Annotated in this window: 15 protein-coding genes; 7 read left to right on the forward strand and 8 right to left on the reverse strand. The window is 61.3% G+C overall.

Annotated features, from left to right (window positions below; genetic code table 11):
* On the forward strand, window positions 1-344 hold a 344-nt coding region (locus GVK95_RS05840), incomplete at its 5' end, for a helix-turn-helix transcriptional regulator (RefSeq protein WP_159947534.1).
* A gap of 527 nt (window positions 345-871) precedes the next feature.
* Here GVK95_RS05840 and GVK95_RS05845 read toward each other — a convergent pair.
* From GVK95_RS05845 to GVK95_RS05860, 4 genes are all read right to left on the reverse strand, one after another.
* Complete coding sequence (locus GVK95_RS05845) at window positions 872-1,306, reverse strand: heme-binding protein (RefSeq protein ID WP_159947536.1); 435 nt, start codon at window positions 1,304-1,306, stop codon at window positions 872-874.
* A gap of 75 nt (window positions 1,307-1,381) precedes the next feature.
* Complete coding sequence (locus tag GVK95_RS05850) at window positions 1,382-2,470, reverse strand: substrate-binding domain-containing protein (RefSeq protein ID WP_076398261.1); 1,089 nt, start codon at window positions 2,468-2,470, stop codon at window positions 1,382-1,384.
* Between the two features lie 28 nt (window positions 2,471-2,498).
* On the reverse strand, window positions 2,499-3,521 hold the full coding sequence (locus GVK95_RS05855) for an ABC transporter permease (protein WP_159947538.1): 1,023 nt from the start codon (window positions 3,519-3,521) through the stop codon (window positions 2,499-2,501).
* An 8-nt stretch (window positions 3,522-3,529) separates the two neighbouring features.
* Window positions 3,530-5,023, reverse strand: coding sequence for a sugar ABC transporter ATP-binding protein (locus tag GVK95_RS05860; protein ID WP_159947540.1), 1,494 nt, complete (start codon window positions 5,021-5,023; stop codon window positions 3,530-3,532).
* A gap of 150 nt (window positions 5,024-5,173) precedes the next feature.
* On the opposite strand from GVK95_RS05860, the gene GVK95_RS05865 reads away from it, so the two are divergent.
* Window positions 5,174-6,169 (forward strand): LacI family DNA-binding transcriptional regulator, encoded by a 996-nt coding sequence (locus tag GVK95_RS05865; protein ID WP_159947542.1) that lies wholly within the window; start codon window positions 5,174-5,176, stop codon window positions 6,167-6,169.
* Between the two features lie 20 nt (window positions 6,170-6,189).
* Here GVK95_RS05865 and GVK95_RS05870 read toward each other — a convergent pair whose 3' ends face one another.
* From GVK95_RS05870 to GVK95_RS05880, 3 genes are read right to left on the reverse strand one after another with little or no spacing between them, the layout of a single operon-like run.
* Window positions 6,190-7,080, reverse strand: coding sequence for an SMP-30/gluconolactonase/LRE family protein (locus GVK95_RS05870; protein ID WP_159947544.1), 891 nt, complete (start codon window positions 7,078-7,080; stop codon window positions 6,190-6,192).
* A gap of 32 nt (window positions 7,081-7,112) precedes the next feature.
* Window positions 7,113-8,147, reverse strand: a complete 1,035-nt coding sequence (locus GVK95_RS05875) for an L-idonate 5-dehydrogenase (protein WP_159947546.1) — start codon at window positions 8,145-8,147, stop codon at window positions 7,113-7,115.
* Complete coding sequence (locus GVK95_RS05880; RefSeq protein WP_159947548.1) at window positions 8,147-9,094, reverse strand: 2-hydroxyacid dehydrogenase; 948 nt, start codon at window positions 9,092-9,094, stop codon at window positions 8,147-8,149. The genes GVK95_RS05875 and GVK95_RS05880 overlap by 1 nt, the downstream gene beginning before the upstream one ends.
* A gap of 97 nt (window positions 9,095-9,191) precedes the next feature.
* Between GVK95_RS05880 and GVK95_RS05885 the strand changes: the two genes are divergently transcribed.
* The 5 genes from GVK95_RS05885 to GVK95_RS05905 are packed head-to-tail and all read left to right on the forward strand — an operon-like array spanning window position 9,192 to window position 12,726.
* Complete coding sequence (locus GVK95_RS05885; protein ID WP_159947550.1) at window positions 9,192-9,947, forward strand: SDR family oxidoreductase; 756 nt, start codon at window positions 9,192-9,194, stop codon at window positions 9,945-9,947.
* Entirely contained in the window at window positions 9,944-10,441 is a 498-nt protein-coding gene (locus tag GVK95_RS05890) for a gluconokinase (RefSeq protein WP_159947552.1), read from the forward strand. The genes GVK95_RS05885 and GVK95_RS05890 overlap by 4 nt, the downstream gene beginning before the upstream one ends.
* A complete protein-coding gene (locus tag GVK95_RS05895) occupies window positions 10,438-11,325 on the forward strand; it encodes an NAD(P)-dependent oxidoreductase (protein ID WP_159947554.1) in 888 nt (295 codons plus the stop codon). The genes GVK95_RS05890 and GVK95_RS05895 overlap by 4 nt, the downstream gene beginning before the upstream one ends.
* Entirely contained in the window at window positions 11,322-11,657 is a 336-nt protein-coding gene (locus tag GVK95_RS05900; protein WP_159947556.1) for a hypothetical protein, read from the forward strand. Before GVK95_RS05895 ends, GVK95_RS05900 begins: the two co-directional genes overlap by 4 nt.
* Window positions 11,658-11,709: 52 nt before the next feature.
* A complete protein-coding gene (locus GVK95_RS05905) occupies window positions 11,710-12,726 on the forward strand; it encodes a LacI family DNA-binding transcriptional regulator (protein ID WP_159947558.1) in 1,017 nt (338 codons plus the stop codon).
* 57 nt (window positions 12,727-12,783) lie between these two features.
* On the opposite strand, the gene GVK95_RS05910 is transcribed toward GVK95_RS05905, so the two are convergent.
* Window positions 12,784-13,758: a DctP family TRAP transporter solute-binding subunit gene (locus tag GVK95_RS05910; RefSeq protein ID WP_159947560.1), complete on the reverse strand. Its 975-nt coding sequence runs from the start codon at window positions 13,756-13,758 to the stop codon at window positions 12,784-12,786.
* Window positions 13,759-13,774: the final 16 nt, after the last annotated feature.

The following is a 13,774-nucleotide window of genomic DNA, read 5'->3' on the forward strand; positions in this document are numbered from 1 at the left end:
AAGAGATCCAGGAAGACAGTTCAATCGGCGATCAGGTGAAGGTTTTGCTGAAGCGAGCACTTGCCACGGGTCGTCCGGAGTTCGGCGATGTCGCCCGCGAGCTGGGCATGAGCGAAAGAACGTTACAGCGGCGTATCACGGACGAAGGCAAGAATTTCCGCCAGCTTCTCACGGAAGCCAGGCAGGACGTCGTGCAACGGTTGCTCATGGACCCCGCCATCGAAATCAATGAAGTGGCCTACCTCGTCGGCTTCGAAGACTCGAATTCGTTCTACCGGGCGTTTCGCTCATGGGAAGGAACAACACCAAGCGCATGGCGTCAGTCGCGATGGGGGCACGGCTAGATGGGATTGCGATAGGAACTAGATATAGGAGATGCAGATAGGGTTCCCTTGCTCATAGCTGTGGCTCTCCAATGGAAACCGTCCGATTATCCTTGTGACTAGCCGCCGTGATAGGCTGGCATCCGGTTCCCTGCCCAAGGTACGTTGCGCTCCATCGATCGAGCCGATCCACGCGAGCATCTTCTCTCGGCGTTGTTTGACCATACTCTGCATAATCCCGACCGCGGATTGCTCGCCTTGATGAGATGCCGACCTACAACCTGCAGATCGCTTTTGTGATCGTGGTCCAGAAAACAGGTTGATGAGATTTCGCTTGGGGAAGTCCATTTCACATATGAGACAACGTTACGCCACATGAAGTCGATAGCCGGCGGTTCCTGATTCAAAGGAATGAGCGGAGGCGAGGGAGTTTATCCCATACCCCAAACAAGCTTACTCCACAGAGGAACCAGCAGCGCGACTAGCCCACCAATGCACCCGGTGTGCCGTGCAGCCTGCGTCTAACCTCTATCGAAGGCCGTCGGCGATCACGAGCCCAAACTACGGTGCATTTTCACTAGCATCGACCGCTTGGGGAGCGCCACCTCTTCGTTCTGATCGCCACTTCCGGAGCCGACGCCAATACTGCCAACGAGAACTCCATTGAGGCGGATTGGCAGACCACCATTAAGCCCGGTCACCTCGCCCTGCGTGGCCCCGGAATTCAGAAGACGTGCCTGTTCTGGGATTGCCGTCGAAGGCGCATTGATGGAGGCAGCGGTCCGAGCCTTGGCAAGTGCACTCTTCAAGGAAAGAAAGCGCCCGCCCTTCATGCGGAAGGACCCGAGCACCACTCCGCTCTGATCGACCACGACGATGCATTGCGGCTGTCCCATCGCAGCGGCAGTGTCGATCGCCGCCTGCAGCATGGCGAGCACGCCTTTGTCCGTCAATTGAGCCGAAGGCTCAAAGAAGTTGCTCATGCACGCGGTCCTTATTCTCATAGAGATTGATGCGGCCGGCACAGAGGAGTTGCGCCGGCCGCAAAGGGCCTAGTCTTACTTGCCCCAAATCTTGGCATACTGGTCGCGGTAACCATTGCCCGGATCGAAGATGTTCTTGTCACCACCATCGGAGCTGATGTTCGCCTTTGTGACGACATGCAGTGGCGAGGTGTAGCCCGACCATTCGACCTTGCTGACCGCACGGTTCAGTTCGTCGATCAGCTGCCAGCCCTGCAGGTTGAGCGGCTCGGCCACCGTCACCGCCTGATACTGACCCGAACGAATACGCTGATAGGCGGATTCCGACCCGTCACCGGCTGCAACTGCCTTGGGTGCGCCGTCACCGGCAATGCCGGCAGCGGCCAGGCTCGGGCCCATAAAGTCGAAATAGATGTCGTTGATCGCGAGCGCATGCGTCCAGCTTGCACCATACTTCTGCAGAAGCGAGGTCGTCAGGGTCGGCATGCGGTTCGAGGTATCGGCAATCGGGGTGTCGACATATTCGAGCACCGTGCCGCCGAGCTTCTCGATCGTCTCCTTGATCTTGTCGGCCTTGGCAATCGCGATCGCATAGGTCGAGTCGGTGAAGATCACGACGCCCGGCTTGCCACCGGCATCCGCAAAGGCCCATTTCCCGGCAGCGGCCGAGACTTCCATCGCATCGGTCGAGACATTGGCGAAGAGGCAATTGGTCGGATCAGGCCCGATGACCGGGCCGGCATGCCAGCTGACCATCGGAATCCCTGCATCGCATGCCTGCTTGAGGGCTGCCTGCTGTTCGACGGCATCGAAGCCATTGATGATGATGCCATCGGGCTTCAGCGCAAGCGCCTGACCAAAGGCGCCGGCTCGGCTCTGCACGGAACCGGCGCCATCAAGAACGGTAACCTCCCAACCGATCTTGGCCGCAGCTTCCTGGATGCCATTGGTGACGCCGAGAATGCCGCCATTCTTCATGTCAGCTGCAAGCACGACGACCTTCTTGGCAGCGGCCGCGGTCGGGCCGCTGGTCGGGCCGTCCCAGGTCGTCTTTTCACCGGCATACTTCTGGACCTCTGCCATCGCGTCCGAAATCGCGTCGGCATGGGCAGGCATGGCGGCCGTCAGCGCCAGAATTGATACGGCTAGGGCTCTCTTCAGCATGGTTTCCTCCCAAAGTAGCTGAATTGACTTATTTGGACTTCGCGCCTTTCTTTCTTTGCGCGTAACCGGCGATCCCGATGGCGATCAGCAGGGTCATGCCGTTGAACAACGGCTCCACCCAGAAGCTGCCGCCGAATTGCTGGATACCGGAAATACCGACGGCGAGGATCATCACGCCGACGATGGTGCCCCAGACATTGACGCGTCCGGGCTTGATAGTAGTGGAGCCTAGGAAGGCGCCGACGAGCGCCGGTAGCAGGAATTCGAGGCCGACCGAGGCCTGGCCGATCCGCAGCTTCGAGGCGAGCAGGACGCCCGCGAGCGCCGTCATCAGACCGGACGTGACAAAGGCACCGATAACGAACTTGCGCGTCGGAATGCCGTTGAGTTCGGCCGCCCGCTGATTGGCGCCGATCGCATAGAGATACCGACCAATCGGGGTGTATTCCAGCGCAACCCAGAGCACGACGGTGATGACCAGCACGTAGAGCGCGGTGATCGGCAGGCCGAAAACGAAAGTGCCGTTGATCGCATAGAAGGCATCTGGAAGCGCGCCGACCATCTGGCGGCCGCCGGTATGCCAGAGCGCGAGGGCGTACAGGATCGTGCCCGTGCCAAGGGTTGCGATGAAGCTGTCGATCCGCGCAACCTCGACCAGAAGTCCATTGAGCGCGCCAATCACGACACCGAGCACCAGCACGATGGCAACGGCCACCGGCCAGGGGAAGCCGTAGAGCGTCTGCAGGCTGATCGCCAGGATATGCCAGAGCACGATGCCGTAGCCGACCGTCAGATCGATACGGCCGGCGACCATGGGGATCATCGCCGCCAAGGACAGAAGAGCGATGATCGCCTTGTCGGACAGGATGGCTCTGACATTGAGCATGGTCGGGAATGTGGTCGGCAACAGGATCGAGAACAGCAGGATCAGGCCGAACATCAGGATGACGAGACCATAGGTGGGCGCGAGGCGCACGAGCTTGCGACCGGGCGACAGGCCCCGCAATTCGTCCTTGGTGGGTTCAACAGCGTTGGATTGGATACCGGGCATGGCGGTCCTCAGGCGGCTTCACCGGCCGATGCGGCCTGGATCAGGGATTCGGTTGACAGTTCGACGCCACTCAATTCGGCCACGGGCAGGCCGCGACTGAAGACGATCGCGCGATGGCAGATATTGGCAGTCTCCTCGAAATCGGTGGACACCACGAGGACGCCCATGCCGCTTGCGAGAGCCTGGTAGAGAAGGTGATAGATCTCAGCCTTGGCCCCGACATCGACACCGGCAGTCGGGTCTTCCGCGATCAGCAGGCGGCGGCCGGAATCGAGCCAGCGTCCCACCACGACTTTCTGCTGATTGCCACCCGAGAGCGCCTCGATGGCAAGTGTCGGGTCATTGGGCGAGAGCCCCACGCGCCGGCCGAGTTCATGGGCGGCCTCATCTTCCGCACGGGGAGATAGGAAGCTCAGGAGGCGTCGCCCCGTGGCAGAGGGATTAAGAAACGCATTCTCGCGGATGCTGAGCCCCGGCGCGACACTTTCGGCGACGCGATCACGGGCAACGAGACCGATCCCCGAGCGCATGGCGGCACCAGCGTCATTCAAATCCGGCACAACGCCGTTCAGCGTGATCTTTCCCGCATGCGGGATGAGACCGAAGAGGGCGCGGCCGACATCCTCGTGACCGGCGCCGCGCAGGCCCGCGAGACCGAGCAACTCGCCGCGTCGGATCTCGAAGCTGACCGGACCAACGGCTCCGGTCGCGAGGCCATCGACCTTCAGGATGGACGGCCCCTCCAGGATGGCCGGCCGGGCTATTTCCCGTGCCTTCCTGCCGACGATAAGGCCGACCAGTTCCTCCGGCGTTGTATGCTCAATAGCCCGCATCCCGACCATCTGGCCATCGCGCAGAACGGCGACCCGATCGGCGATCCGGAAAATCTCGTCCAGCCGGTGGCTGACATAGATCATGCCAACACCGCGGGCCTTCAGCGGGCGCAGTGCCGCAAACAGGCGCTCAACTTCGTCGGCCGGGAGGCTGGCGGTCGGCTCGTCGAGAACAAGGTAGTCGCAATCGGCGGCCAGCGCCCGGGCAATGGCGACCAAGGATTTTTGCGTGCGAGTGAGACTGGAAACCCGGGCGGTCGCCGAAAAGTCGGCTTCGACCAGTGACAGCGCTTTGTCGGCCAAAGCTTCGGTCGCGGACCAGTCGATCCGACGGCCCTTCTTCACATAGCCAAGCGACAGGGCGATGTTTTCGGCAACACTCATCCAGTCGATCAAACCGAGATCCTGATGGATGAAGGCGACCTTCTGGCCGCCGGACTTGCCGGTCTCATGGGCGTAAGGCACGCCTTCAATGAAGACGCCGCCCTCGTCGGGGCGGTGGATGCCGCCGAGGACCTTGATGAGCGTCGATTTGCCGGCTCCGTTCTCGCCAAGCAGGGCAACGATTTCGCCACGCTCGACCTTCAGCGAAACACCCTTGAGGGCCTGCGTCCCACCAAAGGATTTCACAATGCGATCGAAAAGCAGGCCGTCTGCGGACGGTTGCATACTATGTCTCCTCCCATGCCGGCTCCAGATCTTGCGTCAGGTTTACCGGTAACGTAACTAACGTACTTGCATCATTTGCCGAGTCAAGAAAAAAGTTATCGATAACATGAACTCTAGCATCAGCGCCGTTTCGCAAGGACGGAGTCCTCGATGAAGGCCAACCTCGAAGACATCGCCCGCGCCGCCGGCGTATCGAAGATGACGGTCAGTCGCGTTCTTCGCGATGGATCCGGCTTTTCCGACCAGACAAGGCGGAAGGTTATGGAGATCGCCGAGCGACTGGGCTACGTCCCGAACCGGCTTGCGGCGGCCTTCGGCTCCGATCAGGCCGAAACCCTCGTCGGCATGTGCGTCCCTCGCCTGACATCGGGCCTGTTCGGCCATGTACTCGACGGCGTGGACCGGGCACTGGGTCGCCTCGGCTACCAGCTGATCATCGGCGCCAATGATCACTCAATGCTGGAGGAAGAGGCCTGGATCCGACAGGTGGCAAGCTGGCGTCCGGCGGGCCTCATTCTCTCCGGTCGCCACCATACCCCTGGCACGATCGAGCTCCTGCGCAGCGCAGCAATACCGGTGGTCGAGATCTGGGATCTGACGACGAGCCCAATCGACATGGCGGTCGGCTTTTCCCATGCTGATTGCGGCGCCGAAATGGCCCGCCATCTTTTGGCACGCGGTCGCCGCAAGGCCGGCTATGTCGGCGCGCTCGCCCGCTCCGACGTGATGGGACAGGCCCGCTTCGAAGGGTTTCGTGACGCGTTCGGTCGTGCCGGACATCCCCTTGTCGATGCCGAAATGCTGCACGATGCGCCGGGTTTCTACGCGGGTTATTACGGCTTGGAAACGCTACTCAGCCGAAGGAACGACTTCGACGTCGTCTATTTCCACAATGATGAAATGGCAATCGGCGGCCTTGCCTTCTGCCAATCGCGCGGCCTGAGTGTACCCGAGGATATCGGCATTGCGGGCTGGGGCGGCATGGAGGCAGCCTCCATTCTGCAGAAGCGCCTGACCACGACCGTGGTGCCAACGACCAGCATCGGCAAGGCTGCAGCAGAGGCACTGGTCGCCAAGCTGAAAGGCGAACCTGTGCAAACCATCACATTCGTCCCAACGCGCCTCGTCCCGGGCGAGACAGTTTGAAGCGATGGACCAGGCCGGCTTTACGGTGTCTGGATGCCGCGTCGGTTGAGGACGACCGAATAGAGGCTCGTGGTCGCCGCAATGAACAGGCGATTCTTCGAGTGGCCGCCAAAGCAGATGTTAGACACCATTTCCGGCACCAGGATCTTGCCCATCAGATGGCCATCAGGCGCGATGCAGTGCACGCCGTCGGCCGCTGATGACCAGAGATTTCCGTCACTGTCGACCCGCATACCGTCTGCGCACCCCGACGTGATCACATGGAAGACACGGCCATTGACAGGTCGGCCTTCGACCATGTCGAAGACCCGGATATGCTGCGGATCGGCGGAGAACATCCGCCCGGTGTCAGCAACATAGAGACGGCTGCCATCCGGGCTGAAGGCGAGGCCGTTCGGTCCCTGCATGTCGGTAATCACGGCCTCGATCCTGCCATCCGGCGAGATACGATAGACCGAGCAGGGCAGCTCCTGCTCTGCCTTCGCCCCCTCGTAATCCGTCATAATCCCGTAATGCGGATCGCTGAACCAGATTGCACCATCCGGCGCGACAATGACATCGTTCGGACTGTTGAGGCGTTTGCCCTGATAACTGTCGGCGATGACCGTGATCGATCCGTCCCATTCGGTCCGCGTTACCCGGCGCGTTCCATGCTCGCAGCTGACGAGCCGACCCTGGCGGTCCCGGGTGTGGCCGTTGGCATAGTTCGAGGGCTGGCGATAAGTGGTCACGCCATCCTCGCTCCAGCGGACGATGCGGTTGTTGGGAATGTCGGAAAACAAAAGGCAGCCGGCATCGCCGAACCAGACGGGCCCCTCCACCCAGTCAAACCCGGTCGCGAGCCGCTTCACCGGTGCATTGCCTAGCACATAGGTGGCAAAGACCGGATCGATGACTTCGAAAAACGACATGGATGAAACTCCTCCCTGGACGATCTTGGCATTCAGGCCGAAAAGTCGATCTGCGCCTTCATCGCCTGGCTTCGATCCGAAGCCAGTAGAAAGCCCTTTTCAGCCTCAGCCAATGATACCGTATGCGTGATCAGCGGCCGTACGTCGATCAACCCCTTGCGCATCAGCTCGACACCGATCGCAAACTCCTGATGGAAGCGGAAGGAACCACGCAGTTCGAGCTCTTTGGCCGTGATCGCCATCATCGGCAGCGTCATGTCGCCACCCAGACCAAGCTGCAGGATGATGCCCCGCGGCCTGAGCGCCGGAATGGCACCTGCAAGTGCTGCGGCAACGCCCGTGCACTCGTAGAGCACATCGAAGGTGCCCTTGTCGCCCGCAGAGGAAGACAGAGCATCCGGCTCCTTCGCCGTGTTGATCACGCGGTCGGCACCGACCTTAGCCGCCAGCCCGAGGGTGAAATCGGAAAGATCGGTCGCGACGATTTCGGCTGCCCCGGCCCGGCGCGCCGAAAGGATGCAGAGCACACCGATCGGTCCGCAGCCTGTCACGAGCACACGCTTGCCGAACAGGCTGCCCGCCCTCGTCGTGGCATGCAGGGTCACGGCCAGCGGTTCGGCCATCGCCGCTTCACCGGCAGAAAGACCGGTAGCGTCGACGCATTGATAGGCCTCCGCCACAAGGCTTTCGCGGAAAGCCCCCTGGATGTGCGGGAAGGGCATGGCGCTGCCGTAAAAGCGCATGTTGAGGCATTGGTTCTGCAGCCCTTCCGCACAGTAGCGGCACTGGCCGCAGGGCCGAGAGGGCGAAATGGCCACAAGCTGCCCGATCTCAAAGCCGGAGACACCGGGCCCGATGGCCTCAACACGGGCTGAGACTTCGTGGCCAAGGATCATGGGCTCCTTCAACCGCACTGCGCCGAAGCCGCCGTGATTATAGTAGTGGAGGTCCGAACCGCAAATCCCGCCAGTGGCGAGGCTCAAGCGAAGCTGCCCTGCCTGGGGTTCCTCGACGGGACGGTCTTCGATCCGGAGATCACGGGCGGCATGAATGACGATGGCTTTCATCAGAGCACCGGGGTGAGGAGGGCTTCACCGGCAAAATGCGCGGTGAGATTGTCACGGACGAGCTTGCCCATGGCCTGACGGGTTTCCAACGTACCGCTGGCATGATGCGGCTGGAGGAGCACGTTCGGCAAAGTGAGGAATCGTGGATTGAGGTTGGGCTCACCTTCGAAAACATCGAGTGCCGCCGACCCGAGCTTGCCGGTTTCGAGCGCTTCGATCAGGGCCTCCTCGTCGATATTCGAGGCGCGGCTGATATTGATGAGCATGCCCTCGGGTCCTAGCGCATCGATCACCTTTGGCCCGACGATATGGCGGGTCGCGACAGAAGCGGCGAGCGTGACGAAGAGGAAGTCGGAGCGCGCGGCAAGTGCCACAGGATCAGCGACGAATTCCCACTCTTTGGCGAAATCCTTGGCCGAGACATCGCTATAGGCGATCTCCATGTCGAAGCCGGCGAGCCGTTTGGCGACCTCGAAGCCGATGCGTCCGAGACCGAGCACCCCTGCCCGGCGCCCCCAGACCCTACGCTTTAGTGGATAGAGACCCTTCGTAGCCCAGGACCCGTCCTTGACCCAGCTCTCCGCCCCGATCATCCCGCGCGACTGGACGAGCATCATCGCGACACCCAGGTCCGCCACATCATTGGTCAAAACGTCGGGCGTGTTTGTCACCCGGATTCCACGCTCTCGGCAGACTGCGAGATCGACCGCATCGAAGCCGACGCCATAGACCGAAATGACTTCGAGATTGGGGCAAGCCGCAATGACGGAGGCATTCGCGCCGAGTTCACCGCGGGTCGCGATTCCCCGGATCTTCGGACCGACCTCAGCCAGAAAACCAGCCTTGTTGCTGGCTTCGAAATAGCGATGCATATGAAAATTCTGTTCCAATGGCATCTGGTCCCAGTCCGGGTATGGACCCATCTGCAGGATATCGGGCTTGGTCATGATGTCTCTCCCCAGGGATGCTTGACTTTCGATTGTTATCGATAACATATACAAATCATCTGACGCTTGTCGAGAGCGAAACTGAAGGGAGTAAACCGTGGCACTGAACCTGTTCGACCTGAAGGGCAAGCGCGCTCTGATTACGGGATCCTCGCAAGGGATCGGCTTTGCGCTGGCAGAGGGTCTGAAGGCCGCCGGTGCTGAGATCGTCCTCAACGGTCGTGACGCGACGAAACTCAAGGATGCGGCCGCACGGATCGAGGGCGCGGACCAGCTGGCTTTCGATGCGACGGACCACAATGCTGTGCGCGCGGCCGTCGATGCCTACGAGGCCTCCGGCAAAGCAATCGACATCCTCGTCAACAATGCCGGCATGCAGCATCGCGCGCCACTCGAAGACTTCCCCGCCGACGCCTTTGAACGTCTGCTGCAGACCAATATCGCCAGCGTCTTCCATGTCGGCCAAGCCGTTGCCCGCCACATGATCGGCCGCGGTCGCGGCAAGATCATCAATATCGCCAGCGTCCAGACTGCGCTCGCCCGCCCGTCTATTGCCCCTTACACCGCGACCAAGGGCGCGGTCGGCAACCTGACCAAGGGCATGGCAACCGACTGGGCCAAGCACGGCCTGAACTGCAACGCGATCGCGCCCGGCTATTTCGACACGCCGCTGAATGCAGCGTTGGTTGCTGATCCGACCTTCTCGGCCTGGCTCGAAAAACGCACACCGGCCGGCCGCTGGGGCAAAGTCGAAGAGCTGCAGGGCGCCTGTATCTTCCTAGCCTCTGACGCATCCAGCTTCGTCAACGGACATATCCTCTATGTCGACGGCGGGATCACGGCATCGCTATGAACTTGCGTGTGGTCATCATGGGCGTGGCGGGCTGCGGCAAGTCGACCGTTGGCGCAGCACTGTCCAAACAGCTCCAAATTCCCTACGGGGATGGCGATGACCTCCACAGCCCCGAGGCGGTCGAGAAGATGCGGGCAGGTATTCCGCTTGACGATGACGACCGCTGGCCTTGGCTCGATCGGATCGCCAATACGCTCAAGAGTGACGCGCCGCTGATCATTGGATGCTCGGCACTGCGCCGCGCCTACAGAGACCGCATCCGCGCAGGAGCTTGCGGCCCCGTGACATTCGTCCACCTGGCGGGAGACCGAGATCTCATCGCATCCCGCATGGCCTCCCGCGCCGGCCACTACATGCCCCTGTCACTCCTCGACAGCCAGTTCGCCACCCTGGAGCGACCGGGACCGGACGAGGCTCTCGAAGTGACGATAGATCAATCGATGGACGCCATCGTCGGACAGGTCCTGTCCCATCTCGGAGGAAGCCCACAATGACCAACAAGATCGCCTTGATCGGGGCCGGCGCCATGGGCGGTGCCATCGGCGCCCGCCTTGCCGAAACCGGGACGGATCTGATCGTCTACGACCGAGACCCTGAAAAAATCGCCGCCCTTGTTGCCAAGGGCGCCGTGGCGGCCTCGTCCGCCGCGGATGCCGCGCACCAGGCGAAGGCCGTCATTCTGTCGCTGAATTCCGCGGCCATCGTCCGCGCAGCCGTCTTCGGGCCACAGGGCGTTGCCGAAGGGGCCAAGCCCGGCACACTGATCATAGACATGTCCTCGATCGATCCGGAGACGACAAAAGCGCTCGCGACAGAAGGCGCGACCCGTGGCTTGCGCTGGGTGGACAGCCCTCTGTCCGGCGGCATTCCGAAGGCCGCGATCGGCCAATTGACCCTGATGCAGGGTGGCGCGCAGGCAGATGCGCAGGAAACGCAAGCCATCCTGTCGAAGCTCGCCGGCAACCAGACCCATATGGGCGGCGCGGGTGCAGGACAGACAACCAAGATGATCAACCAGGTGCTTTGCGGCCTCGGCTTCCTTGCCGTCGCAGAGGCAACCGCCCTTGCCGAAGCAGCCGGCGTCGATGTCGAGAAGATCCCGCAGGCGCTCAAAGGTGGCCGCGCCGACAGCGCACTGCTGCAGGAATACATGCCGCGCTTTGCCGCCAGAGATTACCGCCGCACCGGTCGCATCGACAATATGGTCAAGGACCTCAACGCGGCACAGGATCTGGCAAGGCTGAGCAATACCTCAATGCCGCTGACAGCCATCTGCGCGGAAGTCCACCGCATGCTGACAGCTGCCGGCCTCGGCGGCGAGGACCAGGCCGCACTGATGGAATATTTCAAGGGACCCAACAAGGAGCTTGCCCCATGATCACCCGCTACGCACTTTTCGATGGTCAGATTCAAGAAGGCCAGACTGAGGCGTTCCGAGCCGCCGTGCTCGCAGAGATCCTGCCGAAATGGCGAGCCTTTCCAGGCGCACTTTCGGTCCGCGTCACCTTCTCCGAAAGCCGCGATGAGGGCGCACCGGAGTATCCGATGATCCTCGCCATCAGCTATCCCGACCTTCCGAGCGTGGACCTCGCCCTTGCAAGTCCCGTTCGCAGCGAGGCAAGAGCTGCGACCGAGGCCGTGCTGGCACGTTTCTTTACCGGCAAGATCCATCATCACGTCACAACGGCTCACGAATACGAACCCCTGTAAGGTTCTTTCGGCGAGACTGGATTTTCGCCAAAGATAACGATAACAAAATGGTATGAGCACGCCCCGCAAAGCACCGACCATGGCCGACGTCGCCCGCCTCGCGGGCGTTTCACCCATGACGGTCAGCCGAGCCTTCAAGCGTGACACATCGGTCAGCGACGCGACACGCAGCGCCATCTTGGAAGCAGCCGACACGCTCGGTTACGTCTTCGACAGCACTGCCTCGAACCTGCGTTCACAGCGCACGGATTTTGTTGCCGTGACGATCCCGTCGATCAACAACGCCAACTTCGCCGACACTGTGCGGGGATTGTCGGAGGGGCTGAAGGAACGCGGGCTGCAGATCCTGCTCGGTTACACCGACTACGATATTCAGGAAGAAGAGCGGCTGATCGAACAACTGCTTCGCCGCCGCCCGGAAGCGATCGTCGTCACCGGTGGACGACACACACCTCGTGCGCGAAGGCTGCTTGAGAATGCCGGCATACCTGTCATCGAGACCTGGGATTTGCCCGACGAGCCGGTGGGTCATGTCGTCGGCTTTTCCAACGCCGCCGCTGTACGCTCCATGGTCGACCACTTCGTCTCGCTCGGCACTACGCGGATTGCCTTCATCGGCGGCGATGCCGACCGAGACACCCGCGGCACGGATCGCCGCGCCGGCTTCATCGCGGCCATGCAGGCTCACGGTCTGGACCCAAATCGGCTGATCGCTGCAGGAACGCCGCCGATATCGATGAGAGAAGGCGCCGACGCCATGGGCCGACTGCTCGACACGTTGCCGGATACCCAGGCTGTCATCTGCGTCTCCGACCTCTCCGCCTTCGGCGCCCTGACGGAATGCCAGAGACGTGGCGTCAATGTCCCCGGAAAGATCGCGGTCGCCGGGTTCGGCGATTACGAGATCGCCGGGATCTGTGTGCCGTCACTGACCACGATCAACCCTCTGCCACGCGAAATCGGCAAACAGGCAGCCCAGCTCATTCTCGATGTGCTCGATGGCCGGCAGGCAGACACCGCGACCATTGCCCTTGAACCCATCCTGATGCGGCGCAAATCAACGCCTTAAGCGCATGGAAAAGGGGCGCAGCCTGTGCGCCCCTTGCATTGAACCATCGTCCAGAAGTTACTTCTGCGTTGCCAGCACTGCATTGACGACTGCATCGCCATTCGCGGCGGTATAGCCATCCCAGACCGACTTGACCGCGGCTTGGAAGGCGGCGGCATCCACGTCAGTATTGACCTCCATGCCGCCTGCCTGCAACTCAGCGATCATAGAAGCCTCTTTCTCCTGTGCAAGCTTGCGCTGCATGGCGATGGCCTCCGCAGCCACATCCAGGATCACTTTCTGCTCTTCAGCCGTCATCCCGTTGAACTTGGCATCGTTGATGGCAAGTGCGAGCGCGGAATAGGCATGCTGCGTCAGGCTCAGATATTTCTGCACTTCGTTGAACTTGAAGGACAGGACGATGCCGATCGGATGATCCTGCGCATCGACCACACCCGTCTCGAGCGCCGTGTAAAGTTCGGCGACCGGCAACTGCGTCGGATTGGCGCCGAGCGCTGCGAACATGTCGTTCAGCGCCTTGGAGTTGTTGACGCGCATGTTGAGCCCGGAGACATCCGCCGGCACGCGGATCGGGCCGCGATTGTTGGTCATGTTGCGGTATCCGTTTTCCGGATAGCCGAGCATTTTCAGGCCATGCTGGGTGAACTGAGCCGAAACGCCTTGGCCGACCTCACCATCGAGAACCTTGTAGGCCAGCTCCCGGTTGGGAAACATGAAGGGAAGTTCGAATGCACCGGCATCCGGCACCAGTCCGGTCAAGTTGTTGAGGCCCGTCATTACGACGTCGATGATGCCGGAACGGGCACCGTCGATCATCGCCTGGTCGTTGCCGAGCTGCCCCTGGGGGAAGATGGTGACCTTGACCGATCCGTTCGTGCGCGCTTCCACCTGCTCTTTGAAGAACACCGAGAGGATTTGTTGCAGATCGGTATCGGGGGCAGCATGGGCAAGTTTCAGTTCTGTCTCGGCATGAGCCAAAACGCCGGTAAATATGATTGCGGTTGCCAGTCCAAGCACTTTCAGAATTTTCATGTCAGGCTCCTCCCTG

This window comes from Rhizobium sp. 18065 (genome assembly GCF_902706095.1).
Lineage (GTDB): Bacteria > Pseudomonadota > Alphaproteobacteria > Rhizobiales > Rhizobiaceae > Allorhizobium.

Coding starts and splice junctions, on each gene's coding strand:
- GVK95_RS05845 (WP_159947536.1), bottom strand. CDS start 1,306: ATGAGCAACTTCTTTGAGCCTTCGGCTCAATTGACGGACAAAGGCGTG.
- GVK95_RS05850 (WP_076398261.1), bottom strand. CDS start 2,470: ATGCTGAAGAGAGCCCTAGCCGTATCAATTCTGGCGCTGACGGCCGCC.
- GVK95_RS05855 (WP_159947538.1), bottom strand. CDS start 3,521: ATGCCCGGTATCCAATCCAACGCTGTTGAACCCACCAAGGACGAATTG.
- GVK95_RS05860 (WP_159947540.1), bottom strand. CDS start 5,023: ATGCAACCGTCCGCAGACGGCCTGCTTTTCGATCGCATTGTGAAATCC.
- GVK95_RS05865 (WP_159947542.1), top strand. CDS start 5,174: ATGAAGGCCAACCTCGAAGACATCGCCCGCGCCGCCGGCGTATCGAAG.
- GVK95_RS05870 (WP_159947544.1), bottom strand. CDS start 7,080: ATGTCGTTTTTCGAAGTCATCGATCCGGTCTTTGCCACCTATGTGCTA.
- GVK95_RS05875 (WP_159947546.1), bottom strand. CDS start 8,147: ATGAAAGCCATCGTCATTCATGCCGCCCGTGATCTCCGGATCGAAGAC.
- GVK95_RS05880 (WP_159947548.1), bottom strand. CDS start 9,094: ATGACCAAGCCCGATATCCTGCAGATGGGTCCATACCCGGACTGGGAC.
- GVK95_RS05890 (WP_159947552.1), top strand. CDS start 9,944: ATGAACTTGCGTGTGGTCATCATGGGCGTGGCGGGCTGCGGCAAGTCG.
- GVK95_RS05895 (WP_159947554.1), top strand. CDS start 10,438: ATGACCAACAAGATCGCCTTGATCGGGGCCGGCGCCATGGGCGGTGCC.
- GVK95_RS05900 (WP_159947556.1), top strand. CDS start 11,322: ATGATCACCCGCTACGCACTTTTCGATGGTCAGATTCAAGAAGGCCAG.
- GVK95_RS05905 (WP_159947558.1), top strand. CDS start 11,710: ATGAGCACGCCCCGCAAAGCACCGACCATGGCCGACGTCGCCCGCCTC.
- GVK95_RS05910 (WP_159947560.1), bottom strand. CDS start 13,758: ATGAAAATTCTGAAAGTGCTTGGACTGGCAACCGCAATCATATTTACC.